General features: G+C 58.7%; 27 protein-coding genes, 1 tRNA gene and 1 pseudogene. 10 read left to right on the plus strand and 19 right to left on the minus strand.

The annotated features are described in order from the left end of the window. Positions 1-2 precede the first annotated feature (2 nt). From metG to ACTJJ7_RS01025, 6 genes are all read right to left on the minus strand, one after another. Complete coding sequence (gene metG, locus ACTJJ7_RS01000; RefSeq protein ID WP_105732798.1) at positions 3-1,553, minus strand: methionine--tRNA ligase; 1,551 nt, start codon at positions 1,551-1,553, stop codon at positions 3-5. Between the two features lie 148 nt (positions 1,554-1,701). Beyond that, positions 1,702-2,760, minus strand: coding sequence for a DNA polymerase III subunit delta' (locus tag ACTJJ7_RS01005; protein WP_105732797.1), 1,059 nt, complete (start codon positions 2,758-2,760; stop codon positions 1,702-1,704). Beyond that, a complete protein-coding gene (tmk, locus tag ACTJJ7_RS01010) occupies positions 2,757-3,431 on the minus strand; it encodes a dTMP kinase (protein WP_440964859.1) in 675 nt (224 codons plus the stop codon). The genes ACTJJ7_RS01005 and tmk overlap by 4 nt, the downstream gene beginning before the upstream one ends. A 92-nt stretch (positions 3,432-3,523) precedes the next feature. Continuing rightward, complete coding sequence (locus ACTJJ7_RS01015; RefSeq protein ID WP_440964861.1) at positions 3,524-4,753, minus strand: D-alanyl-D-alanine carboxypeptidase family protein; 1,230 nt, start codon at positions 4,751-4,753, stop codon at positions 3,524-3,526. Then, entirely contained in the window at positions 4,722-5,990 is a 1,269-nt protein-coding gene (locus tag ACTJJ7_RS01020; RefSeq protein ID WP_440964863.1) for a septal ring lytic transglycosylase RlpA family protein, read from the minus strand. The genes ACTJJ7_RS01015 and ACTJJ7_RS01020 overlap by 32 nt, the downstream gene beginning before the upstream one ends. A 276-nt stretch (positions 5,991-6,266) precedes the next feature. Then, positions 6,267-6,401 (minus strand): hypothetical protein, encoded by a 135-nt coding sequence (locus tag ACTJJ7_RS01025; protein ID WP_280952398.1) that lies wholly within the window; start codon positions 6,399-6,401, stop codon positions 6,267-6,269. Positions 6,402-6,851: 450 nt separating this feature from the next. Here ACTJJ7_RS01025 and ACTJJ7_RS01030 point away from each other — a divergent pair, with 450 nt between their 5' ends. From ACTJJ7_RS01030 to ACTJJ7_RS01040, 3 genes are all read left to right on the plus strand, one after another. Next, positions 6,852-7,730 carry a response regulator gene (locus tag ACTJJ7_RS01030; RefSeq protein WP_440964865.1) on the plus strand — a complete coding sequence of 293 codons (879 nt, stop codon included), beginning with the start codon at positions 6,852-6,854 and terminating at the stop codon, positions 7,728-7,730. 10 nt (positions 7,731-7,740) lie between these two features. After that, a complete protein-coding gene (locus tag ACTJJ7_RS01035) occupies positions 7,741-8,289 on the plus strand; it encodes a hypothetical protein (RefSeq protein WP_440964867.1) in 549 nt (182 codons plus the stop codon). A 204-nt stretch (positions 8,290-8,493) separates the two neighbouring features. Continuing rightward, positions 8,494-8,784 carry a hypothetical protein gene (locus tag ACTJJ7_RS01040; RefSeq protein ID WP_105732792.1) on the plus strand — a complete coding sequence of 97 codons (291 nt, stop codon included), beginning with the start codon at positions 8,494-8,496 and terminating at the stop codon, positions 8,782-8,784. A gap of 55 nt (positions 8,785-8,839) precedes the next feature. Here ACTJJ7_RS01040 and ACTJJ7_RS01045 read toward each other — a convergent pair whose 3' ends face one another. Together ACTJJ7_RS01045 and ACTJJ7_RS01050 are read right to left on the minus strand one after the other, a co-directional pair. Further along, a complete protein-coding gene (locus ACTJJ7_RS01045) occupies positions 8,840-9,022 on the minus strand; it encodes a hypothetical protein (RefSeq protein ID WP_105732791.1) in 183 nt (60 codons plus the stop codon). Positions 9,023-9,300: 278 nt separating this feature from the next. Next, positions 9,301-10,146 (minus strand): dienelactone hydrolase family protein, encoded by an 846-nt coding sequence (locus ACTJJ7_RS01050; RefSeq protein WP_440964869.1) that lies wholly within the window; start codon positions 10,144-10,146, stop codon positions 9,301-9,303. Positions 10,147-10,214: 68 nt separating this feature from the next. On the opposite strand from ACTJJ7_RS01050, the gene ACTJJ7_RS01055 reads away from it, so the two are divergent. The 5 genes from ACTJJ7_RS01055 to ACTJJ7_RS01075 are packed head-to-tail and all read left to right on the plus strand — an operon-like array spanning position 10,215 to position 14,695. Continuing rightward, complete coding sequence (locus ACTJJ7_RS01055; protein WP_199537965.1) at positions 10,215-10,709, plus strand: winged helix-turn-helix transcriptional regulator; 495 nt, start codon at positions 10,215-10,217, stop codon at positions 10,707-10,709. Beyond that, positions 10,697-11,917 (plus strand): helix-turn-helix domain-containing protein, encoded by a 1,221-nt coding sequence (locus ACTJJ7_RS01060; protein ID WP_440964872.1) that lies wholly within the window; start codon positions 10,697-10,699, stop codon positions 11,915-11,917. The genes ACTJJ7_RS01055 and ACTJJ7_RS01060 overlap by 13 nt, the downstream gene beginning before the upstream one ends. Before the next feature lie 53 nt (positions 11,918-11,970). Beyond that, positions 11,971-12,600 (plus strand): Vgb family protein, encoded by a 630-nt coding sequence (locus ACTJJ7_RS01065; RefSeq protein ID WP_105732787.1) that lies wholly within the window; start codon positions 11,971-11,973, stop codon positions 12,598-12,600. 59 nt (positions 12,601-12,659) lie between these two features. Continuing rightward, complete coding sequence (locus tag ACTJJ7_RS01070) at positions 12,660-13,898, plus strand: MFS transporter (RefSeq protein WP_440964874.1); 1,239 nt, start codon at positions 12,660-12,662, stop codon at positions 13,896-13,898. Further along, positions 13,895-14,695: an endonuclease/exonuclease/phosphatase family protein gene (locus tag ACTJJ7_RS01075; RefSeq protein WP_440964875.1), complete on the plus strand. Its 801-nt coding sequence runs from the start codon at positions 13,895-13,897 to the stop codon at positions 14,693-14,695. Before ACTJJ7_RS01070 ends, ACTJJ7_RS01075 begins: the two co-directional genes overlap by 4 nt. Here the strand turns inward: ACTJJ7_RS01075 and ACTJJ7_RS01080 are convergent. Further along, positions 14,637-16,289: a sensor histidine kinase gene (locus ACTJJ7_RS01080; protein ID WP_440964876.1), complete on the minus strand. Its 1,653-nt coding sequence runs from the start codon at positions 16,287-16,289 to the stop codon at positions 14,637-14,639. The genes ACTJJ7_RS01075 and ACTJJ7_RS01080 overlap by 59 nt on opposite strands. Positions 16,290-16,554: 265 nt before the next feature. On the opposite strand from ACTJJ7_RS01080, the gene ACTJJ7_RS01085 reads away from it, so the two are divergent. Then, positions 16,555-17,145: a response regulator transcription factor gene (locus ACTJJ7_RS01085; RefSeq protein WP_130269358.1), complete on the plus strand. Its 591-nt coding sequence runs from the start codon at positions 16,555-16,557 to the stop codon at positions 17,143-17,145. A gap of 15 nt (positions 17,146-17,160) precedes the next feature. On the opposite strand, the gene ACTJJ7_RS01090 is transcribed toward ACTJJ7_RS01085, so the two are convergent. The 8 genes and pseudogenes from ACTJJ7_RS01090 to ACTJJ7_RS01125 all read right to left on the minus strand — a co-directional run. After that, positions 17,161-17,250 (minus strand) — tRNA-Ser (locus ACTJJ7_RS01090). Positions 17,251-17,417: 167 nt separating this feature from the next. Continuing rightward, positions 17,418-18,170, minus strand: coding sequence for a FadR/GntR family transcriptional regulator (locus ACTJJ7_RS01095; protein WP_245457729.1), 753 nt, complete (start codon positions 18,168-18,170; stop codon positions 17,418-17,420). Position 18,171: 1 nt separating this feature from the next. Next, complete coding sequence (gene yjfF / locus ACTJJ7_RS01100; protein ID WP_440964878.1) at positions 18,172-19,149, minus strand: galactofuranose ABC transporter, permease protein YjfF; 978 nt, start codon at positions 19,147-19,149, stop codon at positions 18,172-18,174. Further along, a complete protein-coding gene (locus ACTJJ7_RS01105; RefSeq protein WP_440964880.1) occupies positions 19,146-20,162 on the minus strand; it encodes an ABC transporter permease in 1,017 nt (338 codons plus the stop codon). The genes yjfF and ACTJJ7_RS01105 overlap by 4 nt, the downstream gene beginning before the upstream one ends. After that, positions 20,159-21,676, minus strand: coding sequence for a sugar ABC transporter ATP-binding protein (locus ACTJJ7_RS01110; RefSeq protein WP_440964882.1), 1,518 nt, complete (start codon positions 21,674-21,676; stop codon positions 20,159-20,161). Before ACTJJ7_RS01110 ends, ACTJJ7_RS01105 begins: the two co-directional genes overlap by 4 nt. A gap of 76 nt (positions 21,677-21,752) precedes the next feature. Then, a complete protein-coding gene (ytfQ, locus tag ACTJJ7_RS01115) occupies positions 21,753-22,709 on the minus strand; it encodes a galactofuranose ABC transporter, galactofuranose-binding protein YtfQ (protein WP_146118181.1) in 957 nt (318 codons plus the stop codon). A 277-nt stretch (positions 22,710-22,986) separates the two neighbouring features. After that, complete coding sequence (locus ACTJJ7_RS01120; RefSeq protein WP_440964883.1) at positions 22,987-23,394, minus strand: hypothetical protein; 408 nt, start codon at positions 23,392-23,394, stop codon at positions 22,987-22,989. Positions 23,395-23,488: 94 nt separating this feature from the next. Beyond that, positions 23,489-23,554 (minus strand): annotated as a pseudogene (locus ACTJJ7_RS01125) (DUF2280 domain-containing protein); the annotation flags it as partial. Positions 23,555-23,841: 287 nt separating this feature from the next. Between ACTJJ7_RS01125 and ACTJJ7_RS01130 the strand changes: the two are divergent. Next, a complete protein-coding gene (locus tag ACTJJ7_RS01130; protein WP_105732776.1) occupies positions 23,842-24,030 on the plus strand; it encodes a hypothetical protein in 189 nt (62 codons plus the stop codon). A gap of 221 nt (positions 24,031-24,251) precedes the next feature. On the opposite strand, the gene ACTJJ7_RS01135 is transcribed toward ACTJJ7_RS01130, so the two are convergent. After that, positions 24,252-25,229 carry a GAF domain-containing protein gene (locus tag ACTJJ7_RS01135; protein WP_440964885.1) on the minus strand — a complete coding sequence of 326 codons (978 nt, stop codon included), beginning with the start codon at positions 25,227-25,229 and terminating at the stop codon, positions 24,252-24,254. Between the two features lie 97 nt (positions 25,230-25,326). Beyond that, positions 25,327-26,580, minus strand: a complete 1,254-nt coding sequence (locus ACTJJ7_RS01140; protein ID WP_440964887.1) for a class I SAM-dependent methyltransferase — start codon at positions 26,578-26,580, stop codon at positions 25,327-25,329. Positions 26,581-26,634 lie beyond the last annotated feature (54 nt).

Raw genomic sequence — 26,634 nt, forward strand, 5'->3', positions numbered from 1 at the left:
GATCAGGCGCCTTTGTCTGCATCGACGTAGCGCGGGAAGATTGGCTGCGGCGCGGGCAAATCGGCACCGGGCACCAGTTCGCTGCCGCCGAGAAGGTCGGTGAAGTTGCGCTTGTCTGCAGGCACAGCCAGGATATCGAGCAGTTTGGCCGCCGATCCCGGTATGAACGGCAGGCAGAGAATGCCGACACGCCGGATCACTTCCGCCGTCACGTAAAGAACGGTTTCCATCCGCGCGGGATCGGTCTTCTTCAGTGCCCACGGCTCCTGTGAGGCAAAATAGCGGTTGGCTTCGGCCACAACGGCAAAGATCGCGCCAAGCGCCAGATGCATGGCCTGCGTGCCGACGGCCTTGCGGGCTGTCTCCAGCGCTGCGACCGCCTGGTCGAGGATGGCCTTGTCGGCATCGGTGAATGCGCCGGGCTGCGGAACCCTGGCCTCGCAGTTCTTGTTGATCATCGACAGCGAGCGCTGCGCCAGATTGCCGAGATCATTGGCAAGGTCGGCATTGGTGCGGTTGACGATAGCCTCATGGCTGTAATTGCCGTCCTGACCGAAAGGCACTTCGCGCAGCAGGAAGTAACGCACCTGATCCAGGCCGTAATGTTCGACGAGAGAGAACGGATCGATGACATTGCCGACCGATTTCGACATTTTCTCGCCGCGGTTGAACACAAAACCGTGGCCGAAGACGCGCTTTGGCAGTTCGAGCCCTGCCGACAAGAGGAAAGCAGGCCAGTAGACGGCGTGGAAGCGAATAATATCCTTGCCGATGATGTGCACGTCGGCAGGCCAATAGCGCCAGCGCTCGGCCTTCTCATCGGGATAGCCTGCCGCCGTGATGTAGTTGGTCAGCGCATCGACCCAGACATACATGACATGCTTTTCATCGCCGGGAACCGGAATGCCCCAGTCGAAAGTCGTGCGCGATACCGACAGGTCCTTCAGTCCGGATTTGACGAAAGAGACAACCTCGTTGCGGCGCTCATCCGGCCCGATAAAACCGGGATTGTCGGCATAAAGCTTGAGCAGACGATCCTGATAGGCCGACAGGCGGAAGAAATAGCTTTCCTCTTCCAGCCATTCGACGGGAGAGCCCTGCGGGCCATAGCGCACGCCGTCGGCACGCACTTCCGTCTCGTCTTCCTGGTAATAGGCTTCATCGCGCACGGAGTACCAGCCGGCATAGGAATCCTTGTAGATATCCCCGGCTTCGACCATTTTCTGCCAGATCGCCTGCGACGACGCGTAGTGCCGCTCCTCGGTGGTGCGGATGAAGTCATCATAGGATGCATTCAAAAGATGTCCCATGTCACGGAAAAGCTTGGCATTTCTGTCGGCAAGCTCGCGCGGCGTGATGCCTTCCCTGCGGGCCGTCTGCAGCATCTTGATGCCATGCTCGTCCGTACCGCTGAGGAAGAATACATCCTTGCCGTCATGGCGGTTGAAACGGGCAATCGCATCCGTTGCGATCAGCTCATACGCATGACCGATGTGCGGGCTGCCGTTCGGATAGGAAATGGCTGTGGTGATGTAAAATGTTTCGCGGCTCATACGTAACCTGATTTGCTTCGGAATTGGCATCTTGGGAAGGCGTCAGGCTGACATAACCCATGTCCAGCCTGATTGCTATACCGGTCGTAAACGCATGAATTCAATTGAAATACTATTCCGCATTCATGGGATGCGACCGGGCGGCGGATCAAGATGCACGCAGGGCGCGGTGCATCCTGTCAAGAAAGATAAGAACGGACTGTTTGCGGTCAAGGTTGAAAGCATCGGCTTCGCGGGCTTCGCCCTGCATGTCCTGCCACAGCGTCGACCAGTGATTGGCTTCGGCCACGGCACCCTTCTCCGCAGCCTCCCTCGCCTTCGTCGCGATCCGCGAAAAAATGTCCTCAAGGAAGAGGTCAAACTGAATTTCCGAATCGCGTCCGGACAAGGCGGTTCCAAGCGCCTGTGCCTTGGGGACGTCGAATACAGGCTTTGTCAGAATAGCGTCGATGGTCTGCGATATCTCCAGTCCGCCGAACGCCACAAGCAGTGCCGCCTTGCGCACACTGCCGTCCGCATGGGTTACCAGGGCTTCGGTGTCCGGTACCTGGTCCGCGCCAAGGCCAATGGTTGCCAGTGCCGACAACAGGTCGCCGCGCTCCAGCCCCTCAAAACGGATGGACTGGCAGCGCGAGCGGATTGTTGGCAGCAAACGTCCCGAAGAATGCGAGATCAGAATAAACAATGTCCGCTGCGGCGGTTCTTCAAGAGTCTTCAGTAACGCATTGGCAGCATTGCGGTTCATGTCATCTGCCGGATCGACAATGACGATGCGCCACGCACCGTCATGCGCCGTCCGGTTGAGAAAATGCGTGACACGGCGAATCTCGTCGACCGTGATCCCGGTCTTGAATTTTCCGGTCTTTGCATCGAGCGGGCGGCTGATGTGCAGCACGGCCAGATGTGTCCCGGTGGCAATCTGCCGGTAAGGCGCCACGGAAAAATCGGGCACGGACAGTTCCAGCGGCGCATCGCGCTGGACCGGATGCTTGAGCATGTGTCCGGCGAGGTGAAAGGCCAGCGTGGTCTTGCCCACCCCCTGCGGCCCTTCGAGCAGAAGCGCATGATGCATGTGGCCGGATTGATAGGCCTGGGCCAGAAATGAGCGAACGGACGGGTGACCGAACAGCGCGGGATTGGCCGACGGAGCGGGAATGCCGTCAATGGTATCGTGCGTGGCTGGCACGTCTGGAAGCGTATCGCTCATTGTGCCGCCCCCGCTTTGGCCTTTTCCTTGATCGCACGCCGCGCCTTCAGGCGATCGACGAGGCGGGCAATATCCGCCGCGATATCGTCAACCGGCCGGTCCGCGGGAACCACCTTGCACCGCCCCGGTTCAGCCTTGGCGATGGCCAGATAAGCATCCCGGCGCTTGCGGTGCGTCTCGATGGTCTCTTTTTCGAAGCGATCGGCAGTGCCTGTTCCGCGGCGCGCGTTCGCCCGCTGCAGACCGATTTCCGCCGGCAGATCGAGAATGATGGTCAGATCAGGCATCAGTCCGTTGACGGCCGCCCGTTCAATGGCGCGCATCAGACCGGTATCGAGATCGCCGGTGACCCCCTGATACACCCGGCTGGAGTCGATATAGCGGTCGCAGAGCACCATGCTGCCGGTGTTGAGAGCCGGACGCATGACCTGCTCGACGTGATCATTGCGCGCGGCGGCAAACAGCATCGCTTCCATCGCGGGACCGAAGGATTCGGCGGCACCGCTCAGGATGACATGCCGCACGGCCTCGGCACCGGGCGAGCCGCCCGGCTCGCGCGTGACCACCACATCATCGCCGGCTGCGCGCATATGCGCCGCCAGACGGGTGATCTGGGTGGATTTGCCGGCACCCTCGCCGCCTTCAAAGGTAATGAACAGTCCCTGTTGCACGCCGTCAGCCGTCTTTCGATAAAGAGTCGTCCTTGATCATCTCTGAAGGTGGTTCTAACGGGCGGGACGGAAAAGGTCGAGCCGGGAAAATCCTAAAGCTTCAGGCGCCGCGTCCAGCCCGTCGTCAGTTCCAGCACCGCATCGAGCGTGCGCTTCTGCAGATCCCCGGATTCAACGGCTTCGCCCGTGTAAACCGGCGTTTCCTGCGCCAGCGCATCGCCGATCCAGATCCGCAGCACGCCGACCTGCTCGTCCGCCTTGACCGGGGCCAGCAGCGGGCCCTTGTACTCGACATGCGCCTTGAGGCGGTCCTTGTTGGCGGCCGGGACGAGAAGGCTGATCTTTTCGTGGGCCTTGAGCGGCACGCTGGATTTGACACCGCCGAACACGCTGGCCTCAGCGATGGTCTCGCCCTCGGCAAAGATATTGACTTCCTCAAAGGCGCTGTAGGCCCATTCAAAGATTTTCTTGGCTTCTTCCGCCCGCTCCTTGTCCGTCGCCAGACCGCTCAGGGCAGCGATGTAACGGCGCCCATTATGTTCGGCTGAACCAACGAGACCATAGCCGGATTGTTCGGTATAGCCGGTACCCATGCCATCAGCGCCGATATCCAGCTTCAGCAAGGGATTGCGGTTGCGCTGGAAAATATTGTTCCAGGTAAAGCTCTCCTGCGCATAGGTGCGGTAATATTCCGGATATTCGTGCTTGATGTAGCGGGCCAGCGTGACAAGGTCTGTCAGCGATACTTTTTGTTCAGGATCGGGCAATCCGGTCGAATTGCGGAATGTCGAATTCTTCAGACCGATTTCCTTCGCCCGCGCGTTCATCATCCCGGCAAATTTTTGCTCAGAGCCGGCAATGCCTTCAGCCAGGATGATGCAGCCGTCATTGGCAGACTGCACGATAACGCCCTGGATAAGGTCGCCGACGCTGATCGACGATTTGAGCTTGGCAAACATGGTGGAGCCGCCGGACGGCGCCCCGCCCGTGCGCCAGGCATTTTCGCTGACGGTATACTGGGTGTCGATCTTGATCTGGCCGGTCTTGAGCGCATGAAAGACCAGTTCCATGGTCATCAGTTTGGCGAGCGCTGCCGGTTCGATCAGCGTGTCAGGCGCTTTGGCATAGAGAATGGTACCGGTCTGGTCTTCAAGCATCAGGGCCTGCTTGGCCTTGGTATCGAACAAGGCTTCCTGCGCGTGGACCGGTGAGGCGGCAAGCAGCAGAACGGCAAGACTGACGGCGAGCTTACGGAATGGCTTGAGCGGCAACGTTCTCTGATACGGGAAATCAGTTTCCGTCATCGCGCACGACAAACGCATCACCTGCTCCCGCTTTCCAGGCAGCCTGCAGCAAGGCATCGGTATTTTTTCCCGCGCTGGTGCGTGCGATCAAAGCGATGCGCGGGCCATCCGGGCTGGCGACCTCGGACAGATCGACCTTGCCCAATGGCGCCAGGGCATTCATGACGCGCCCCGCTTCGGACCTGTCGGCGAAAAGGCCGACATCGACATATTCACCCGCCGGTGCCGCTGCAGCACCGCGCTGCCTGTTTTCATTCTTCCACGCGTCGGAAATGGCCTTCGGCGATATCAGGCTGTTCATCGCCACCGCCGTCGCATTGGCACTTGCAACACGCTCGCTGGCGTAGGAACTGACGAACGGAGACGCGCGCCTGGTGTTGCCCTTGAGCGATCCGAGCAAGATTGCCGGCTTGTCGTCGATATAGGGACCAACGAGCGGCAGAACCGGTTGTATGTCATAGCCAAACGGCATCGCGCCCATGGCCGCATCCATCTGCGGCTGCACGGGTGCGCCAAGACCGGCGGCCTGGTCATTGAATGATACCGGCGCCACATTCAGGCTGGCCACCTGAACGCCCTGCGCCTTCGGCGGCTGCATGCCGGGAATGGAAATGGCGTTGCGCTGGGTCGGTGTCGGTCCGTTCATGGCGATCATCGTGCCTGAATCCGGCTGCATCAGACGGTCACGCATGCCGGGGCCACGATATGACGCGAGCAAAAAGTTGTCGTCGCGCCCTTCCAGCGGCGCGCGGCCCACATATTCAACCTTCACATCGGCGGTTCCCGTGTGCTGGTAGTCGAGCATGGTCGCCGCCTTTTGCGACAGATCGATCACGCGGTTGCTGTGATAGGGCCCGCGGTCGTTGACGCGCACGATCACGGAACTGCCATTGGCAAGATTGGTCACGCGCGCATAGCTTGGCAATGGCATGGTCGGGTGCGCCGCCGACAGGTGGTTCATGTCATACACTTCGCCATTGGCGGTCAGGCGGCCATGAAAGGCCGAGCCATACCAGGATGCGCGCCCCTGACGCTTGTAGCCCAGCTCTTCCTTGGGATAGTACCACTTGCCGCGGACCTGATAGGGCCTGCCAAGCTGGTTGCGTCCGCCGCCGCGCGGCATGTTGCGGAAATCCGTGACGACACGCGGGCTGGCTTTGACGCCATATTCCGATTCAGCGAAATATTCCTTGCCGTGGCCTCGTTTGCCAACTTTTGCCTTTGGTGACGCGCAGGCTGCCATCAGGGCGCCCATCGCAACAACTCCCGCAATTCGAAAAGCTTTGGCTTTTGACAATGCAAACTACCGGCTGGATGCCGTCCCCACACTTTTTACGCAACGATACTGAACAACAACCCGGTGCAGCCCCAGGACCCATCATAGAGTATTGCACCAGAATTATAACTCGCACCGATAGGTTGACAGCACCTTAACAAGACAGGGCAACATTGCGTGTCACGGCTAACTTTGGTTAACGGGCGTCTCATCCGCAAGGGAACAGAGGCCTGAAGCGCTTTCAGGCCGATATTGTCAGAGCCAGCCGCCGAAAATATAAGTCAGGAGCGCGGCGGCCGCCACGCCTCCGATGAATATGGCGATATACCAGGCATTTGAGCTGTGGCTTGGCCAGACCTCTTCGTCATCCTCATCAAAATCTTCGATCATTCTCCTTGCATCCTCCTGTGGGCCCGGCTTGTCAGATGCTGCACACATCGTCCAGGCCAGGCCCTGCCAACGGGATTTCGCCAGCGTTCTTCAACTCGGATTACCGGTGAAGGTTCCAAATCAAAGCCATTTGGCCACACCGGCGGCCCGCCACAGCAAGCAAGCTGCGGCGCGCTGAATTGGGCACCGCGCACCAAACAGTGCTCCTGCAACAAATCCGCGCTTTCTTTTCACGCCATGGTTGTATTCCGATTCAATACAACTAAGTATAGCTGAAAGAATTTCGGGGGTCTTCAAGTATGTATATAATCAAGCACGGCGTGCGAAACACGCTTGGTGATGTTTTATGGGACGAACCCCTGCCCCTGCGATTCGAAACAATTGAAGATTGCAAGCTTACAATTCGGTCGCTGATCGAGCGTTATGATCACAGCGAGTTTGAACAGGAAAATGACCGGTGGTGCACGTGGAACGACAGCAAACAAAACGAGTTTCACTATTGGTGGATCGTTTCAATGGCAACGTTACTTTAGGAAAAGCCAGGCCATCTTGCGCCTTTGCATGTCTGTTGTGACGGGTGAACGGTCTGTCGCGATTAGGTGCCGCGATGATACCTATTTTTCCTGGAACGGGCCTGTTAAAACGCCACGCATGGACCAAGCGAACGTCAAAATTTCCAAAGTTCTGATCATCGAAGATGATCATTTTTACGCCGATTCGCTCAGACGGCACTTCAGGACATCCGGCCAGCAGGTGGCGATCGCCGAGACCTTCCACGCCGCCCAGATGGCCATAGAGGCCGACGAGTTCGACCTGATCATCATCGATCCCGGACTTCCCGACTACGGCACCGAAATGGAATCCCGTGATGTGCGTCTCAAAATCGTCGAGTCCATCATCAATTCCACCCCTGCCGCGGTTCATCTGGTCATCACCGGCCGGTATTCGACCGATGAGGCGGAAACATGCCGAAACCTCGGCGCGAAGGGATATCTGGGTAAAAACCGGCTCAATGCGCCCACGCTCGCCAGTATTCTTGAACTCATGACCCGTTCCGAATTCGTCTTGCACCGGGGCAGCGAGACGATCAGCGACGCTTTTCCCGGCTATTACTATCCGTTCCTGTCCCTATCGGAAGAAGAATGCCTCCAATGGGTGGAAGACCGCCCGAAGGGCATGAAGCGCAATGAACTGTTTGTGCTCATGGCAAAGCACTTCAAGATGAAAAGTGCCGAGATGGCCGAGCAGAAATACAAGCGCGCGCGCAGCAAAGTCCTGGCGCACGGGCGCAAGATCACTGCCAACAACAACGATCCTGTAAGCGATTGAGGAAAAGGCCGTGGAAATATACAGCGGTTGGCGCATCTGTCTTTTAGGTCTTGTTCTGATCTGTGCGGCCTCTGCCGCCTCCGCGGCCATGGTCGACCCGCACGTTCTCCAGATCGAACGCCAGCGCGGAAAACCCATCGCCTCCTATAAAGAGGATGATCTGGCAAAATCATTTGCCTACCGGGTGATCAAGACCAGGACGCCCTGGAGCAACGATGTACAGCGTACCTATAGGGGGTTTTCGCTGATCGAAATTCTGGCAAAGAACGGATTGGCCAATGCGCAGGTCATCAAAGGAATAGCGCCCGACAATTATTCCGCCAGAATCGCGATGGATGAAATCAAACGTTACAATCCGATCGTGGCCTCGCAGATTGCCTGCAACGACATCGAGGCCAAGGCAGGAAAATGCCGGGAAGGCGATTTCCGCCCTCTCGAGCCCGGTGATTTCGGGCCATTCTCCATTGTCTGGCCCGTCGACAACATGCCCCAGCCCCCTGACCCGGAAGATCATTCGCGATGGGTCTGGTTTCTCACCGGATTGCAATTTGAACAATGATGTTCAAAAACGCATTCCTCTGGACTGACTGCGATCTCTCCGAGTTCACTATGTTTTCCCGGAGCTTCCCGTTAGTAATACCCGTCAAGTGAAGTAAAATTCAGCACATTTATTTGTAGAATATTTTGTTTCTGCGTTGTTGCTTGCTGTTCAGTCAAAGCGTATTCTATCGCCACAGTGCCGAAGAGCACAGGGGGAGATAAAATGGGTGAATTGGACCGTGATCCAGAACTCAATAAGCTTGCAAAATACCTCATTCACCAATCGCTGCCTCTTGCCATAAGTACCTCTGGTTACAATCCGACCACGAGGGACCTGGATATGATCGAGGAAGCATTGAAGGCGCGTTATGGTGCCGATCTTGCCAATGTCTCCATTCGCGAGATTGACGAATTTCTGCACCGGCGCTTCAGCAGGCTGAGCGAGAAGCCGAACCGGCGCACGATTCACCGGTTCTTGAAGATACTGGCGGGAAAGGCCGGAAAACGCAGTTAAGCGGCCGCTCGGTTGATTTAAAGGACATCAGGCCGCAGCCGGATTGGGCTGTCCGCTATTGGTCACCGGCCAGCGCCGGAGCGTCGGGATTGTGATTGCCCGCATGCCTGAAATCGGCACCCATTCTCCCGAGAAACAGCACCATCATTGAAATTGCCACGAATGCGAATAGAACCGGCCAAACCGACATCACATAGGGTTGGTAGTCTATTTTCGTGTTCTCGCCATCCTGATCCACAGAGCCCCCTGCCCGTAAACGACGTCATTCCCAGCTTAACGCCGGCACAAAGATGCTATTTCCAGATTAATATCATCTGAACAAATGCATGCTTTGCATTGCGTTTGTGCAAGCAATTTTGTCGATATCCGTTTTGCGCAAGCAAAAGTGGAGTATTGGGACCGGCACCTGATCTGGTCTATCCGGGCGCTTCTTGAAAAAGCCCAACTCCGGTGCTCATGATGCAGTATTGCTACTCTCCATGAGGCAATGGGAGGCTCGGTGATATTCTTCCCCCGTCAATGCCCCAACCGAGCCTCGCCCGCCTCCATTTTCAGACGGCGGGCAAAGAAGCGCAGGATTTCATCCCTCGCCTGCAAGGTCGGCTGACCCTGTTCGTCGATCAGATGCGCCGTGACGACGCTGTGCGGCGTTGTCACATATTGTGCGAAAAACGGCGGAACCTCGGTGTTGGCAGCGCTATCGGGAAGAACACGGCCGATGAACCGGTCTCCAAGCGCCTCCGCATAGGCGGCAAAGCGCCGGGCCTGGCAGAACTGATCGCCTTGGAAACGGTATGCTAGAACCGTCAGGTCCTCCCGCTCCAGCCTGGCGCGCACGGCGGCCAGTTCGTCCGGCGGGCTTTCAATTGCCGCGGGATCATCGAGCGGCAGCGTCGGCTGCGACAGGACCGGGGCCAGCACCGATGCCTCCAGCATCATCGACAGGGCAAAATTTCCGGTAAAACACATCCCGATGGCGCCGACACCGGGACCGCCGCATTCCGCATGGGCAAGCTTGGCGAGCGCGCGGAGCCACCGCGTCACCGGGCTTGCACCTTTCCCTGCAAATGCCCTGAATTCGGCGCTGACACAGGCACGCTGAAAGACCGCAGCGCCTTCTCCGGCCGTTGCGACCACCCCGTCACGCCCAAACAGTGACGGCAGGAAGACCGTGAATCCCGCTTCGCGGACCCAACGGGCAAAGCGCGCGACCTGCGGGCTGATCCCCGGCATTTCGGTCATCACGATGACGGCCGGTCCATGACCGGAGACCAGTACCGTTTTCGTCACATCATCGATCGTGACATCGCGCCGGTCGAAATCCTCCAACGGGTCGGAGACGCTCACATCGCTGCCTGCCATGACAAATCCCTTCGCTTAGGCTAATACCAGATTTTGAACTCAGCAAAATTTGGACTATCTGATACCGTATGTCAAACTCAGAGTCGGACGCTTCTATCCGCCGCCGGGCCCTGGTCCCGAAAGACCAGTGTCCCATGGCGCTTGCCGCTGAAATCCTTGGTGACCGCTGGACGCTGCTTATTCTGCGCGAAGCGTTTTACGGTGTGCAGCGCTATGACGACATGCGGGCGGACCTTGACGCACCGCGATCGATGCTGTCGGACCGGCTTGCCAGGCTGGTTGCTGCCGGGATCATGACGCGGCGGGCCTATCAGGAACCCGGCGAGCGTGAGCGTCACGCCTATGCGCTGACGGCATCCGGGCGGGCCCTCGCCCTTACCTTATCGGCACTGACGCAATGGGGCGAAGCCCATATACTGGAAGAACCGGCTCCCGTCGGTATCATTGACGTATCGACGGGTGAGGAACTTCGCGTGGCCTTTGTCAACAACGCCGGCAAATCCGTTGAGCCGGGGAAGGCCCGTCTTGCCAAACGCGAGGGGTCCGGCCGATGGACTCGTTGATCACCGCTGCAGCCCGTGCCCTCGCGACGGGTGATATCCTCGGCGCATTGAAGCGGGTGGCGCTGCGCGATGATGCACCTGCCCTCGCCCTGCGTGGCATCGCCATGGCTCAGCTTGGTGAATTCCCGCGTGCCAGAACGCTGTTGCAGAATGCCGCGCGGGCGTTCGGCGCAAGGGAGGAAGTCGCCCGCGCGCGCTGCATCGTCGCCGAGGCTGAAATTGCGCTCGTCTCACGCGACCTGGGCTGGCGCGTGAAGGCGCTCGACACGGCGCGCGAAACCCTTGAGGCCCATGGCGATCACGTCAATGCCGCGCACGCGCGAACCGTGCATATTCGGCGGCTGCTGCTGGTCGGTCATGTCGACGCTGCCGAGCGCGCCCTTGCCACGCTTGATCCTGCGCCGTTGCCGGCAGCCTCAAGAGCTGCCCTTGCCCTGGTGGCCGGCGGAATTGCCATTCGGCGCCTCGACACGTCGGCAGCGCGCAACGCGCTCAAGCGGGCCAGGGACGCCGCGCTTGAAGCGAAGATCCCCGCCCTTATCGCCGAAGTTGAGTATGCCTCCCGCGTTCTGCAGGAACCGGCCGCGCGTCTGATCAGGCGGGGCGAGGAATATCCCCTCCGGCTTGAGGAGGTTGAAACCCTGCTTGCATCCGGAGCGCTTGTTGTCGACGCATGCCGGCATGTCGTGCGGGTCAGGGATCAGGTAATATCCCTCGCCACGCGCCCGGTATTGTTTGCGCTGGCCCGCACCCTGGGCGAAGCCTCGCCCGGCGACGTGCCGAGAGCCGTGCTCCTCGCCCGTGCATTCGGGGCAAAACATGCGGACGAGTCGCACCGCGCCCGCCTGAGAGTGGAAGTTGGACGGCTGCGCGAGGAATTGCGGCTGCTGGCGGACGTCTCTGCAACGGCACAGGGGTTTTGTCTCACGCCCCTCGACGCCAGCGAGATCGTCGTGCTCGCCCCGCCGGTGGAAGAGCAGAATGGGGCGGTTCTCGCCTTTCTCGCCGATGGCGAGTCATGGTCAAGCTCCGCGCTGGCAATTGCACTGGGGGCAAGTTCCCGCACCGTCCAGCGGGCGCTGCAGGCACTTGCCGCGGCAGGAAAGGTGCAATCATTCGGCCGCGGGCGCGCCCGCCGCTGGATCAGTCCGCCTGTGCCGGGATTCCCGACAGTCTTGTTACTCCCCGATCTCCTGCCAATGGATTAGGGTCAGAATGACGCCAAGAAACAAAACTTGCTCTCAGTGACAAGGATGACATCATGAAACAATCTGCCAAAATTCTCCGCGAGTATGGCCCATTTCCCGGCGCTGACGAGGTGGCTGGCGTTACCTTCGATGGACGGAACGTCTGGTTCGCTTCGGGCGAAAAGCTGAATGCGCTCGATCCGGAAAGCGGTGCCGTGCTGCGCTCCATTGACATTGCCGCCCATGCGGGAACCGCTTTCGATGGCCGCTATCTCTTTCAGATCGCCGAAGACAGCATCCAGAAAGTCGACCCGGAGACGGGCCGCGTGCTCTCTACGATCCCGGCGCCCGGTGGCGGCGGCGATTCAGGACTTGCCTGGGCGGAAGGAACGCTCTGGGTCGGACAGCACCAGGGCCGGAAAATCCATCAGATCGATCCGCAGACAGGTGCCATTCTTCGCACCATCGAGTCCAATCGCATGGTCACTGGCGTAACCTGGGTTGACGGGGAACTCTGGCACGGCACCTGGGAAAAAGATCACAGTGACGTCAGGCGCCTGAACCCTGAAACCGGCGATGTCCTCACGATCCTCGACATGCCATCGGGCACCGGAGTATCGGGGCTCGAATCCGATGGCGGCGATCAGTTTTTCTGTGGCGGCGGCAAAAGCGGCAAGCTGCGCGTTGTCGCCCGGCCCAAATAATACTGCAAGGCAAAGAACGGCCCGAAAGATCCGGGCAACAGCTGATAAGGAGAAATGCAATGACCAATGCTTCCTATCGCTGGGTCATCGTCGCGGCAGGCGGCCTCTTGGGCTGCATGGCCATCGGTGCGATGTTTTCCCTCCCGGTCTTTCTTCAGCCCATTGCCCGGGATACGGGCTGGTCGGTCACCGGCGTGTCCGGCGCCATGACGATCGGGTTCATCTCCATGGCATCGGCAAGCATGCTGTGGGGAAACCTGTCCGACCGGTTTGGCGCCCGGCCCGTGGTGCTGACCGGCTCGGTGCTTTTGACCGCAAGCCTGGCGCTGGCCAGCCGGGCGACGTCGCTGGTCGAGTTTCAACTGATCTTCGGCCTCGTCGTCGGCGCTGCCACCGCAGCAATCTTCGCGCCAATGATGGCCTGCGTCACCGGCTGGTTCGACACGCAGCGCAGCCTTGCCGTATCGCTGGTTTCGGCGGGGATGGGAATGGCGCCGATGACCATGTCCCCTTTGGCGGCATGGCTTGTCTCGATCCATGACTGGCGCACATCCATGCTGATCATTGCCGGCGTTGCCGCCGCCGTGATGATCCCCGCCGCCCTTTTCGTCCGCCGACCGCCAGCCGCGGACGCGGGAAGCGCCCAGGCGCTGCAAAGCGCGGAACCGCAGTCATCCATGTCCCTCGCGCAAGCCATCCGGTCCCCGCAGTTCATCATCCTGCTTCTGACCAATTTTTTCTGCTGCGCCACCCACTCCGGCCCGATTTTCCATACGGTAAGTTATGCGGTCAGCTGCGGAATTCCGCTGATTGCGGCGGTTTCGATCTACAGCGTGGAAGGACTGGCGGGACTTGGCGGACGCATCGTCTTTGGCATTCTGGGTGACCGCCTTGGCGCCAAGCGCGTACTGGTTGGCGGGCTCCTGATCCAGGCATTCGGGGCACTGGCCTATGTCTTCGTGCAGGAGCTTGCCGGGTTTTATGCCGTGGCCGCATTGTTCGGTTTCATCTATGCCGGGGTCATGCCGCTCTACGCGGTGCTGGCCCGCGAGAATTTTCCCATGCGCATGATGGGCACCATCATCGGCGGAACGGCAATGGCTGGCGGCCTGGGCATGGCCACGGGTCCATTGGCCGGAGGGTTGATCTACGATACATTCGCCAGCTACGAATGGCTTTACATCGGAGCCTGGGCCATCGGCATCGGCGCATTCCTCATCGCCCTGACCTTCAGGCCGTTTCCGCAAGCCCGGCCTGTCCCGGCGTCACCCGCGTTCCATGGAGATTCGGCGGCATGAGAATCATGAGCCTCAACGGCTGGGGCGGCAAGCTGCACGAACCGTTGATAGCCTATCTCCAAACCGATCAGCCCGATGTCCTGTGCCTGCAGGAAGTGATCCATAGCCCGGAAGCCGCGGATGATTGGCTGCTTTATCGCGACGGCGATCATCTCCTGCCCCAGCGCGCCAATTTTTTCCGCGATGTCGCAGCCGCGCTCCCCCACCATACCGCCATGTTCTGTCCGGCAGCCCAGGGCATATTGTGGAACAACGATGAGCCGGTGCCCTCGCAATGGGGACTGGCGACATTTGTGCGGAACTCACTCCCGGTGACGGCGCAGGCCCAGGATTTCGTGCACAAGGCATTTTCGCCGCATGGCTATGGCGATCATCCGAGATCGCGGCCTGCGCATGCAATCCGGGTTTACGACTATGCGCGCGACCGCATGGTCGCCATTGTCCACATGCACGGGCTGCGCGATGTTAATGGAAAGATGGATACGCCCGAACGGCTGGCACAGGCGCGCAGGCTGCAGGAACTGGCACGACGCATTGCCGCGCCGGACGATCCACTGATTGTCTGCGGTGATTTCAACGTTGAACCGGAAAGCGAGACCTTCGCGGTGCTCGCCGAAATCGGGCTGACGGACCTGGTCACGACCGGAGGGTTCGGCGGAACCCGCACTTCGCACTATCGCAAGCCGGGGCGGTTCGCCGACTACATGCTGGTGAACCGGAACGTCGGGGTTCGGGAATTTACCGTGGTGACAACGCCGGAGGTATCGGATCACTGTCCGCTGATCCTTGAGATATGAGCGGCGATGCCGCCCGCCCCCGAGGCAGCGTGATCCAGAACACCGCTCCATCGTCATTGCGGGCATGGAGCGTGCCGCCCGAGCGCTCCAGCAGCCGCGTGCAGAGGGAAAGGCCAAGACCCATGCCGTTCTCCTTGGTCGTGAAGAATGGATGGAACAGGTTTTTAAGGACGTCGCCGGATAGTCCCGGACCGTTATCGGCAATTTCGATGATGTTGACCCTATCCTGACCGAATGTCCTGATGGCGATCCTCTTGCGGTCATGGCTGCATTCGGACAGGGCATCGATGGCATTGCGCAGAAGATTGTGAATGACCTGTTCAAGCTCAATGGCACCCACCACCGATTTCGGCGACGGAGCGGCAAAATCCATCGATATCTCGATATTCTGTTCCTTCAGTTTCGCCCGCATCAGCTCGATCATGTTCACGACGATCGGGTTGAGGTCCTGCAGCACCGGTTGAACATCATTCCCGACGATGTAATCGCGCATCCGGTGCAGGATGTTGCCGGCGCGCCGGGCCTCGCGCACATTGGCGGAAAGCGCCTGCCGGAGGCCGCTCTCCTTGGTCCCGGTCTTCTCCTGGCCCAGGAGAATGAGTCCCGCCTGGCTCTGGCTGAGTAACGCCGTGAGAGGCTGTGTGAGTTCATGGGCAATGCCCGAGGCCAATTCACCGACAGCATTGACCCGCAAGGCCTGCGACAACCGGGTTTCATGCCGGAGCGAATCCATCTGGCGGCGGGCGGACTGTTCGGCTTCTCGCGCTTGCGCCAATGCCCTGCGCTGGTTCACCAGCAGATGAAATGCGTACAATGCCGCGAGACCAAGCAGCGACAGCGGGACAATCAACCGCCAATCCAACAGCTCGCCAAGTGTGACTTGATTTTCGAAATGGCTGTGAAACTGAACATCATCATCGGGATGCTCGGGTGTTCTGGTCAGATCAACGGAAAACCATGGCAGGATTGTCCGCAAAAACCCGCGCGGTTGCGGGTTCGCCGTATAAATCACCCTACTCCCCAAGCGAAGTTGGTATTCTATGTTTCCGGGCACATGGATCGATTGAATCGCCTTGCCGGCATCGTAGACGGCGATGATGACCGCCGGTGTCTGCCGGTTCATGAACTTCATTGCAAACACGACATGATCGGCAAACTGAGGCGGCGCATAGTTGACAATGTCCCCTTCGGGTTGGCGCGCAACGGCACTTACCATGGTCTGCAAATCCGTCTCTTCCGGCGTTGCGCTCGCGGAAGGCACGCTGATCGTTTCGCTCATCTCCGATTGACCAGGCTTGACCTCGTAAAGATGGATACTGTTGCAATAGGGATTGGTTTTCATGATGCCCAAGGCAATCTGCCGGAATGATGGATGGCTATCACCGTCAGGCAATTGCAACACCTGTTGCAACAGCGTCAGGCTCGCCCGCATCTCCGCCCCTAGTGTCGAAAGCTGGCCCGTCATTACCAAACGTTTATGTGCAAAATCGTCGCGAATCTGGATCACGCATATGGCGGCAACGATTGCGACAACCACAAGCTCAATCGCAATCCATTGAACGAGAAAGGCCCTGATCGAATATGGTTTCACCATCGCCGCACCGGAATTGCCGTTGTCCCAATCGGATGCCTTGAACCGGCAGCCTCACGTCAATGAATTCATAGCACGTTGATAGCGGCAACGCGTCAGATTGATTTGCCGCCTTCTATCCCCGCCATTTTTCCCTGTGCAACGGAATGACCGGTGATGAAACGTTTCAACGGGCGTATCCTGGCTTGAGCGCTCGCGCGAATATGATTCGCGCAAACAACCGCGGTGCGCTATTGCAAAATCAATTGTCCGGGGCAGGATCGACGGCATGACATCGCAATACCCCATCTATCTCATCGATGATGACGATGCGGTCAGGGAAGGTCTGTCGCTGTTGTTTCGCGCCCGGGACATGACCGTCCGGACCTTCGTCGATGCCGGCACGTTCCTCGCGCAAGTCGACCGGAACAAGCCGGGATACCTGCTGGTGGATCTGGCAATGCCGCAGGTGAATGGGCTGGAGCTGCATCAACGGCTGCTTGCGCAGGGAATCCGCTGGCCGCTGGTCATTTTGACCGGACACGGCGATGTTGCGGCCTGCCGCGCGGCCTTTCAGGTTGGCGTCACGGATTTTCTCTCCAAGCCCGTTGATGCCGACACCTTGTTTGCAACCATCCATGCCATGGAACGGCTGCTCGACACCGCGCTCGAGCGGCAGCAGGACGAGGCATTGCTGGCAACGCTGACGCCACGCGAAAGCGAGATTTTGGACATGATCTGCCGCGGCTTCGACACGAAGGCTATTGCCAATGCCCTCGGCATATCCCCCCGCACTGTCGACGCCCACCGCGTGAACATTTCGACAAAACTCGGCACAACGTCCGTTGTTGAACTCGTTCGCATGACAATGGGCGGATGATGGCAATGGGAGATATGGCGGAGGGGGTGGGATTCGAACCCACGGTAGGCTCTCACCTACGCCGGTTTTCAAGACCGGTGCCTTAAACCGCTCGGCCACCCCTCCAACCTATTGAATACACTTGATGATCTGGTTCAGGATCATTTCGGAAAAAGGCAGTTTGCAACCACTTTGCTACCGAATGTCATTCGCAGGCCTTTATAGCCTGTCGAATTGCAGCGTCAACCTGTTCTGCAGCATCTGCCCGCATTCCAGCCAGAAAAACAAACCCGCTAATGCGCCTCGCCATTTGTCGCAGCAAGAACGCGTTCTGCACCATCCTCGATGACGCCGCGCATGGCCTTTTTGGCAGCGCTCACATTGCGGTCCCTGATCGCATCGGCGATTGCCCTGTGGCGCGCCACCGAATAGCTGTGGCGCTCGGGGTTCGGGATCGGCGAGCTGATCGTGAACGTGGTCACCAGGGCCACCTCGATGAGCGCGCTGATCGAGCGCATGAAGGGATTGTGGGACGCATCGGCAATGGCAATATGAAATTGCAGATCGCTGTCGACGAAACTGGACGCGGCTTGGCCGGCCTCCCCCATCCTGTCGACCCATTTATAGAGCGTATCGAGCTGAGCCGCCGTTCTGCGCCGTGCGGCGAGGCCCGCCGCCTCGGGTTCGAGCGCCAGCCGCATTTCCAGAAGGCTCGACAGGAATTCCGGCGTGGGCCCGGCCTCGAAATGCCAGACCAGAATGTCCGGGTCGAACAGGTTCCAATGCGAGCGCTCGAGCACCCGTGTGCCAATCTTGGCCCGCGGCTGAATCAGCCCCTTGGCCGCCAGCGTCTTCAGTGCTTCGCGCAGCACCGTGCGCGACACGCCGAAGCGCTCGAACAGCTCGGCATCCCCCGGCAGAATGCTGTTCTCGGCGTAGTCGCCGCTGATGATGCGCAGGCCGAGCGCGCGCATGACGTGGCCGTGATGCGTGTGCGAATGGCCGGCCGTCCGGAAATCGTAATTTGAAAGGTCGTTGCGTGGCACATCACCCCCCACTGGTCGCCGTTGCTCTCTTCAGTGACAGGAACACCAATATGCGTTGCAAGGCAATGAACGAGAAGAGAAGGACACCGACAACGATTTTTGTCCACCAGCTGGACAAGGTTCCATCAAAGACGATGTAGGTCTGGATAATCCCCTGGATGATCACACCGATGAACGTACCGGCGATATAGCCGACGCCCCCGGTCAGCAGGGTCCCGCCAATCACCACCGCAGCGATTGTATCAAGCTCGACGCCGACAGCGGCGAGCGAATAACCCGCCGAGGTGTAGAGCGAAAAGACAATTCCCGCGAGCCCCGACAGGAAGCCCGACATCGCATAGATGCCGATTGTGGTCCTGGCAACCGGTACGCCCATCAGCTCGGCCGATGTGCGGTTTCCACCCACCGCATAGATGTAGGAGCCGAACTTGCTGAAATGCGCCACGATAATGCCGAGTAAAAAGACCAGCACCATGAGGCAGCCGATGAAGGTCAGCCTCCCCCCGCCCGGCAGCCGGTAGAACAGGCCCTGCAAGGCCGTATAGAACGGGTGATCGATCGGGATTGAATCCGTTGTCATCACAAAGCACATGCCTCTTGCCAGAAACATGCCTGCCAGCGTCACGATGAAGGACGGCACTTCGAGATAGTGGATGATCACACCCATGCTCGCCCCGAAAGCCGTGGTGATCAAAAGCGCGATGGCAAAGGCAATCAGCGGATGAACGCCATAATGCGTGATGAGGACGGCCAAAAGCACGCCCGTAAAGGCAATCACCGATCCGACAGAGAGGTCAATGCCACCCGAAAGAATGACGAACGTCATGCCCACGGCGGCAATTCCCAGAAAGGCATTGTCCGTCAACAGATTGCCGGCAACACGGGTTGAGAACATCGCGGGAAACTGGAAAACACAGGCAGCATAGGCGATGAGGCAGATGAGCAGTGTGGCACACAGGGGCAAAAGGCGTGCGTTCATTGTCTCTTTGTCCCCTTCGAACGGAACTCTCCCTTGAGAAACGCCCATCCGCCCAGCGATGAAAATGACTGTGCCAGCAGGATGACGATGATGACCAGAGCTTTCAGGATAAGGTTGTATTCGGGCGGAAAGCCGGACAGCAATATTCCCGTGTTCATCGCCTGAATGATGACGGCGCCGAGTGCCGACATGAGAATGGAAAAGCGGCCGCCAAACAGCGATGTCCCGCCGACAACAACCGCCAGAATTGCATCCAGTTCCAGCCAGAGACCCGCATTATTGGCATCGGCACCGCGAATATCCGCAGCGATGATGATCCCGGCCAGTGACGCGCAGAAACCGCAAAACCCGTAGATGACGAGGAGCAGCAGTTTGCTGTTCAGCCCGGCATAGCTGCTCGCACTTCGATTAATGCCGATTGATTCAATCAGCAGACCGAGTGCCGTGCGCCTGACCACAGCAATCGCGACGGCGAGAAGCGAGGCCGCAATCAAAATGGGCATGGGAACGCCGGCAAACGAGCCCGTCCCAAAGAAGATCAGACCGGGCTCGGTAAAGGTGACAATCGAACCCTCGGTGATCAACTGCGCAATGCCGCGGCCGGCCACCATGAGGATCAGGGTCGCCACAATGGGCTGCAGGTCGAAATAGGCAACCAGAATGCCGTTCCACAGGCCGCACGCCAGACCCGCGCCGAGAGCAGCAAGAATGACAACAGGCAGGGGATAACCGGCGACCGTCATTGTGGCAGCCAGCGCGCCCGCGACAGCCATGACGGCGCCAACCGAAAGATCGACACCGCGACTGGCAATGACGGCGGTCATGCCGATCGCCAGGATGATCACCGGGGCCCCGCGATTGAAAACATCGATCAGGCTGCCGAACAGCCGGCCATCCTGAAGGCGTATTTCGAAAAATCCGGGAAAGGCCAGATAATTGAGAAACAATATGAGCATCAGCGAAAGCAACTGCGGCATGGCTTTCGTCAAGGCTGCGGTATTCAGACGGATCATGCAGGGCCCCCTTCCGATTCAGCAGCAATCATCTGCATGATGTTTGAAGTCGTGATATCGTCACCGGAAATTTCGCCGCGATGCGCGCGATCCCGCAGGACAATGACGCGGGTGCTGTAGGCGACGATTTCCTCAATTTCCGAGGAGATGACGAGCAGCGCCATTCCATCGTCGCAAAGCCGGTTGATCAGCGCGATAATCTCCGCATGCGCACCCACATCGATACCGCGTGTCGGCTCGTCGAGAATGAGAAACCGGGGATTGGTGGCAAGCCAGCGGGCCAGAATGACTTTCTGCTGGTTGCCGCCCGATAGAAACTTGACCGGCTTTTCAATGTCCGTGGTGCGGATATCGAGCGCCTTGACGAATGTGTCGGCCAGGCCCGTCTGTTCGCGGCTTGACAACCGGTTGAACCAGCCCTTCTGAGCCTGCAGCGCCAGGCAAATATTCTCGCGCACGGAGAGATCGCCTATGATGCCGTCAGACTTGCGATCTTCCGGGCACAACCCGAAACCACAGGCGACCGCGTCCCGCGGCGTTCGGATGAGCACGGGATTGCCGTCGATGTGGATATGCCCCGCATCTGCGGCGTCGATCCCGAACAGGATTTTGGCGGTCTCCGTCCGGCCAGATCCCAAAAGCCCGGCCATCCCGATCACTTCGCCTTGCCCGATATCGAGATCGAAGGGCGCGATGCTGCGGCTGCGGCCAAGTCCCTTGAAGGAAAACTGCCTTTCGGCGGGAATGGGCCGGTCATGGCGCGGCTTGTGCGTTGCGACCGCCAGGGTTCGCCCGAGCATCAGCGTAATCAGCTCGATCTTGGGGAGTTCCGCGATCAATGCGCTACCGGCCAGCTTTCCATTGCGCAGGACCGTAACCCGGTCACAGATTTCATAGACCTGATCGAGGAAATGCGTGATGAATACAATGCCAAAACCGCGGGCGCGCAACTGGCGAAGGATGGCGAACAGCACCTCGGTTTCATGCCGGTCCAGACTGGCGGTCGGTTCGTCAAGCACGAGAACCCGCCCCGACATATCGACAGCACGCGCAATTGCCACGATCTGCTGAACAGCGACGGAGTAACGCGACAAATCGGACGAAACATCCAGATGCAGGTCATATTGCGCCAGCAAGTCCCGCGCCTGCTCTTCCATCCGTTTGCGGTTGACAAAGCCGAACCGCATCGGCTGGCGGCCAATGAAAAGATTGTCGGCAACGGACATGTTGGGCAGCAGATTCACTTCCTGGTAAACCGTGCCGATTCCGAGATACTGGGCATGCTGCGTGTCGCGCATGACCACCGGTTGCCTATCGATTTTGATCACGCCGGCGTCCGGCTGATGGACACCGGTCAGGACCTTGATGAGGGTTGATTTTCCCGCGCCATTTTCGCCGAGAAGCGCATGAATCTCTCCCGGCCGGACCGTGAAATCCACGCCGTCCAACGCTTTGAAACCAACAAATGATTTTGAGATGCCCTCTACCACCAGAAGGCCGGGTTTGTCCGTCATCACGCCCTCTTTCCATGCGCGAATTGCCGATCAGTGGCCAGCCGCCCGAACGGGACGGCTGGCGCGATGGTTCTGATCAGTAGCCCAGACCCTTTTTCTCCTCGTAGACCTTCTTCGGATCATCGGCCTGCGTATAGAGCTTCGATTCCGTCTGAATCCACTTTGGCGGGGCTTTTCCGCTGTCCTTGAACGCCTTCAACGCGTCAAAGGCGGGTCCCGCCATGTTTGGCGTCAGCTCAACCGTTGCATTGGCCTCGCCCTCAGCCATCGCCTTGAAGATATCGGGCACCGCATCGACGGACACGACGAGGATGTCCTTGCCCGGCTTCAAACCGGCTTCCTTGATTGCCTGGATCGCACCAACGGCCATGTCGTCATTATGCGCATAGAGAGCGCAGATATTCTTGCCGCCATTCTCCGCCTTGAGGAAGCCTTCCATGACTTCCTTGCCCTTGGAGCGGGTAAAGTCACCGGTCTGGCTGCGGGTAATCTTGATATTGGACGCCGAGGCAATTCCGTCTTCAAAACCCTTCTTGCGGTTGATGGCAGGACTTGAACCAACGGTTCCCTGCAATTCAACAACCTTGCAGTCCTTGCCGGCCACCGCCTTGACCAGCCATTCGCCGGCAACCTTGCCTTCGTGGACGGTATCGGATGTAACCGCCGTCAGATAGAGACCGTCATTGGCTGTTTCGATGGTGCGGTCCAAAAGAATGACCGGGATCTTGGCTTCCTTGGCTTCGGCAAGAACAGTGTCCCAGCCTGTCGCCACGACCGGGGCGATGAAAATGGCGTCAACACCCTGCGCGATGAAGCCGCGGATCGCCTTGATCTGGTTCTCCTGCTTTTGCTGGGCATCGGCAATTTTGAGATCGACGCCGCGTTTCTTGGCTTCAATTTTTGACACGGATGTTTCCGCCGCCCGCCAGCCCGACTCCGAGCCAATTTGTGAAAAGCCGATGGTTAAATCAGCAGCATGGGCAGTCCCCGCGCACAGCATGGCAACCGTGCTGGCAAGCAGAATTCTCTTCATGGAAATCATGACTTCTCCTCCCGAAATTGGTCAAATTCACAAGATCCTCCCAGACCTCGACCATATTACTATAATATAGTAATACAAATAACAAGCGCATATGAAACCGCCAGTGGGAAGGTGATGGCACCAGCCAACGGCGGGACGATCCTCAAAGGCAAGCAAGCCTGAAGGGGATCCTGATCAAAAATCTCTTTGAAAGCAGTCTTATTCTGGTTCGACGCCCGCATTCCAGCGGCAAGCCAATTCCGCAAAATTTGCGGAACTGAAGGAACCATTATTTATCCGACGGGAGCGTGCCGTTCTCATAGGCAGTCCGCAGAAAATGCGTGAAATCATCATCCTTGCCAGCGGCAAGAAACCCGATGATGAGATCGACATCGTCCGAAGCATAGGCGGCGAGATCAGCATGTCCTGTCTGCCGTATGACGGCCATATAGACCCGCTTGCGCCCCTGCTCCTGCAATTGCTCAATCCATGTCCGGTCGGCTTCTGCCGTGATCATTGCCAGATGGTCTTTCAGGCGCGCATCGGCGGCAGTCCAATTCGAGTCGAATGGATCGGTGTCGCGCCAGTCCAGATAGGCGTCGATTGTATCTTCATCTTCAAATGATTCATCAACGATCGTAAAGGCAGACATGGCCGATACGAAGTGCTCGGCGTTCTCCTTATTGCTCTTTTCCATGCGATCTTCCGCCTTTTCTCAAAAGTGCTTTCCGCTCGGGAACCAGACCGGACCCTGTCCTTTGCCGCAATCACACTGAACCGCCCGAAAGGCGGTCAAACCATGCCAGTGCCTGAACGGTGTAGGTCTTCACCTCATCGGATAACTTTGCTTTTGCCATGGCTGTGTCAAGATGCGGTCAACGATTGGAAGAGCGGATGACGATTGGGAAATGCCCAAAGTGCGCACGCGAACTCACGTCCATCAATATTCAACAAGTTGATTTGGTGGATGGTGAGAAGCATTTGCGTGGCGGGATGTTTGTGTGCCCGCATTGCAGTACCGTGATCAACGTTTCGCTCGATCCCCGACTGGTCGCCAGCGCATTGCATCGCGCTTCGAAGCGCCGAATCTAATCTGCCCTGCGCCTGGCTGATGTGTTGGGTGGAGGGCCGTCGGTGGCACTGGATGAAGGTCAGCGCCACCGACGAAGCAAGCCCTGGTCAGGAGCTCGCTTTTGGGAAATTCCGCGGGTTGCCGGATGGCCGGGGACCGCCTGATTCATCAACGAAAATGATCGGAAACCTCAAACTTCACACCGCTTTTCAGGCGCTCACCGGAAACGGCGCGGAACAACATGTGCAGCCGTTGCGGTGATCAGGCTTTGTTCCAAGCCTATGCCATGACATTCCTGGAAATCGGTTCAGGCAGCGTTTCAAATCCACCCGGTTGTTTCTCTCCACCTGTTTCAAACCGACTCTTGCGGCGTTGCGAAGAGAGTTACTCAATATTTACAGTGTGTCAGCCCCATCGGTTCATGTGCAAACTCGATCTGTCGCAGTTTTGCGACAAATCAAGGCAAAAAAATCAAAATTTTATCAGGAAAGGCCGAGGCGCTTGAGTTTGCGGTGCAGGGTCGCCCGGCTGATACCCATATCGGCCGCCGCAGCCGATACATTCCCGCCGCTCCGGGCAAGCGCCCTTTGAATCGCGCCGCGTTCGGCCATGGCAAAATCGCGCGCCGCCGACTGATGCTGCCCCAACAGGTCTGCGGCTGGCAGCGGCGCGTTGAGCGCATCGTCGGTCAGGCCAAGCAACTGGCGTGCCGAGCGCGATGCGCCGATCACCAGATCATCCTCATCAACGGCAATCAGGGCATTCAAAGCCCGCTCACTCATCCAGTTGTCGCCGGGCGGCGCCAGGACTATACGGGCCTTGGGGAAAGCAAGCCGGAAATTCTCCGCCTCGACACGCCGTGCGGCATCAGCGACAGCAATTGATATCAACTTGACGAAATCGTCCGTCAGGTCGTGGCGCGCCGAAGAGACATCGATCACGGCAGCCAGGCGGCCTCGATGATCGAAGATGGGAGCAACAGTGCAGGACAAGGCCGTGTTCCGGCTGCGGAAATGCTGGTCGCGGTGGATGGTCAAGGCCCGTTGCTCGGCAATGGCCGTGCCGATGCCATTGGTTCCCTCGCATTCCTCGCTCCAAACCGCCCCGGTCCACAGACCCATCCGGTAAAAGGCTTCGTCATCCGCCACACAGCCGCGCCGGTCAACGGGAATGCTGTTCTTGTCGGCCAGCAGAATGCAGCAGCCGGCGCCGCCGACGGCCGCATAGAGCCGGTCAAGACTGGTCTGGGCGGTCATGATGAGGGAGCCGAGCCGTTCGCGCGCTTGGTTGAGTTCGTGCTCTGTCAGCACGTTCGGCCCCTTTCCCTCGACGGGATTGAGGCCATAGAGGCGCATGGACCGGCGCCATGAGGCGATAAGCGCCGATTGCGCAGCTGCGCTGCCCGACGAAAGCGCTGATTCAATATATTCAGCGTGCAAACCGCTTTGGAGCGTTACCATGGTCCCCTCCGAGGCCGAGTATCATGGTCCAGACTATGGTTGAGTGACGATCCCGGTCAAGCCCACACAATCAGCATTATGGAACAGCGCCTGCCCCTCAGGCATTGGCGGCCTGCAGAACTTTGGTTCGGCTTTGCTCATGCTCGCGAATATAATTGCGCGTCAGCGGGACGACATCGTTGCGCTTTGCCAGCTGGAACTGGAAAATCACCAGATCCTCATAGCGGAAGGCGGACTCCGCGGCAGCGAGATAGAATTCCCACATCCGGCAGAAGCGCTCATCATAGAGCTGCGCGGCGTCCTGCCAATGGGCCATGAACCGTTCGCGCCAGGCGGCCAATGTCGAGGCATAGTGCAGGCGCAGAATTTCTATGTCCGTGACCATCAATCCGGCTTTTTCGATTTCCGGCAATATTTCGGACATGGACGGTATGTAGCCGCCGGGGAAAATATACTTGTCGAGCCACGGCGTGGTGAATCCCGGCACCGCCGAACAGCCGATCGTGTGCAGCACCATGACGCCGTTCTCGTCCAGAAGCTCCGCGCATTTGCGGAAAAACTGGCCATAGGATGCGACGCCAACATGTTCGAACATGCCCACCGACACAATCCGGTCGAATGTGCCGCCCAGGCTGCGGTAATCCTGCAATGCGAAATTCACCCGATCGGGCTGGCTCTTTGTTCCCGGCCGGTTTCTGGCAAATTCAAGCTGTTCCTCCGAGAGGGTAACGCCCAGCACGTTGCCCGAGGGTGCTTCAGCGGCCAGATGCAGTGCCAGACCGCCCCAGCCGCAGCCGATATCAAGGACCCGGCTGTCGGGCCGCAGCAGAAGCTTGGCGGCCAGATGCCGCTTCTTGGCCAGCTGCGCATCTTCCAGGCTTTGCTCCGGATGTTCGAAATAGGCACAGGAATACTGGCGGTCGGCATCCAGAAACAGACCATACAACCGGCCGTCCAGATCATAATGATGGGCGACATTGCGCTTTGACCGCGCCGGTAGATTGCGATGGCGGAATCCCCGAAATCGGGCGCGCAGGGCGTCGATCACGCGCGTTGGCAGCGGATGCGTTTCGTTTTGCGCCTCGCGCAGGACCAGGCAGAGGAAATCATAGATCGTCCCCTGCTCGACGATGAAACGTTCATCCATGAACAATTCGCCCAGCTGCATGTCGGCGTCCATGAGAAAGGCCCACTGGGCGCGCTTGTCGGTGAAGCGCACCACCACCGGTTCGCTGCTGCCGTCGCCAAAAATCAGGCGGGCTCCGCTTGCCGTAAGGATTGTGAGGGAACCGCGGGTGACGATGCGGGAGAAGGCGAAACGAAGAATCCGGTCCACGGGCGAAAGAGGCATTCAGACACTCCTGAGTCGAACGATTTGCGGCTCGTAACACGTGCCGATGATCAC

The organism is Phyllobacterium sp. 22229 (assembly GCF_052056495.1).
In the GTDB taxonomy this organism is placed as follows: domain Bacteria; phylum Pseudomonadota; class Alphaproteobacteria; order Rhizobiales; family Rhizobiaceae; genus Phyllobacterium; species Phyllobacterium myrsinacearum.

Coding starts and splice junctions, on each gene's coding strand:
- ACTJJ7_RS01105 (WP_440964880.1), bottom strand. CDS start 20,162: ATGATCCGTCTGAATACCGCAGCCTTGACGAAAGCCATGCCGCAGTTG.
- ACTJJ7_RS01080 (WP_440964876.1), bottom strand. CDS start 16,289: ATGGTGAAACCATATTCGATCAGGGCCTTTCTCGTTCAATGGATTGCG.
- ACTJJ7_RS01110 (WP_440964882.1), bottom strand. CDS start 21,676: ATGACGGACAAACCCGGCCTTCTGGTGGTAGAGGGCATCTCAAAATCA.
- ACTJJ7_RS01015 (WP_440964861.1), bottom strand. CDS start 4,753: ATGCGTTTGTCGTGCGCGATGACGGAAACTGATTTCCCGTATCAGAGA.
- ytfQ (WP_146118181.1), bottom strand. CDS start 22,709: ATGAAGAGAATTCTGCTTGCCAGCACGGTTGCCATGCTGTGCGCGGGG.
- ACTJJ7_RS01040 (WP_105732792.1), top strand. CDS start 8,494: ATGGGTGAATTGGACCGTGATCCAGAACTCAATAAGCTTGCAAAATAC.
- ACTJJ7_RS01130 (WP_105732776.1), top strand. CDS start 23,842: ATGAAGGTCAGCGCCACCGACGAAGCAAGCCCTGGTCAGGAGCTCGCT.
- ACTJJ7_RS01025 (WP_280952398.1), bottom strand. CDS start 6,401: ATGATCGAAGATTTTGATGAGGATGACGAAGAGGTCTGGCCAAGCCAC.
- ACTJJ7_RS01085 (WP_130269358.1), top strand. CDS start 16,555: ATGACATCGCAATACCCCATCTATCTCATCGATGATGACGATGCGGTC.
- ACTJJ7_RS01055 (WP_199537965.1), top strand. CDS start 10,215: ATGTCAAACTCAGAGTCGGACGCTTCTATCCGCCGCCGGGCCCTGGTC.
- ACTJJ7_RS01020 (WP_440964863.1), bottom strand. CDS start 5,990: ATGGGCGCCCTGATGGCAGCCTGCGCGTCACCAAAGGCAAAAGTTGGC.
- ACTJJ7_RS01120 (WP_440964883.1), bottom strand. CDS start 23,394: ATGGAAAAGAGCAATAAGGAGAACGCCGAGCACTTCGTATCGGCCATG.
- ACTJJ7_RS01060 (WP_440964872.1), top strand. CDS start 10,697: ATGGACTCGTTGATCACCGCTGCAGCCCGTGCCCTCGCGACGGGTGAT.
- ACTJJ7_RS01140 (WP_440964887.1), bottom strand. CDS start 26,580: ATGCCTCTTTCGCCCGTGGACCGGATTCTTCGTTTCGCCTTCTCCCGC.
- ACTJJ7_RS01050 (WP_440964869.1), bottom strand. CDS start 10,146: ATGGCAGGCAGCGATGTGAGCGTCTCCGACCCGTTGGAGGATTTCGAC.
- ACTJJ7_RS01070 (WP_440964874.1), top strand. CDS start 12,660: ATGACCAATGCTTCCTATCGCTGGGTCATCGTCGCGGCAGGCGGCCTC.
- ACTJJ7_RS01075 (WP_440964875.1), top strand. CDS start 13,895: ATGAGAATCATGAGCCTCAACGGCTGGGGCGGCAAGCTGCACGAACCG.
- ACTJJ7_RS01135 (WP_440964885.1), bottom strand. CDS start 25,229: ATGGTAACGCTCCAAAGCGGTTTGCACGCTGAATATATTGAATCAGCG.
- ACTJJ7_RS01005 (WP_105732797.1), bottom strand. CDS start 2,760: ATGAGCGATACGCTTCCAGACGTGCCAGCCACGCACGATACCATTGAC.
- yjfF (WP_440964878.1), bottom strand. CDS start 19,149: ATGAACGCACGCCTTTTGCCCCTGTGTGCCACACTGCTCATCTGCCTC.
- ACTJJ7_RS01065 (WP_105732787.1), top strand. CDS start 11,971: ATGAAACAATCTGCCAAAATTCTCCGCGAGTATGGCCCATTTCCCGGC.
- metG (WP_105732798.1), bottom strand. CDS start 1,553: ATGAGCCGCGAAACATTTTACATCACCACAGCCATTTCCTATCCGAAC.
- ACTJJ7_RS01030 (WP_440964865.1), top strand. CDS start 6,852: ATGACCGGTGGTGCACGTGGAACGACAGCAAACAAAACGAGTTTCACT.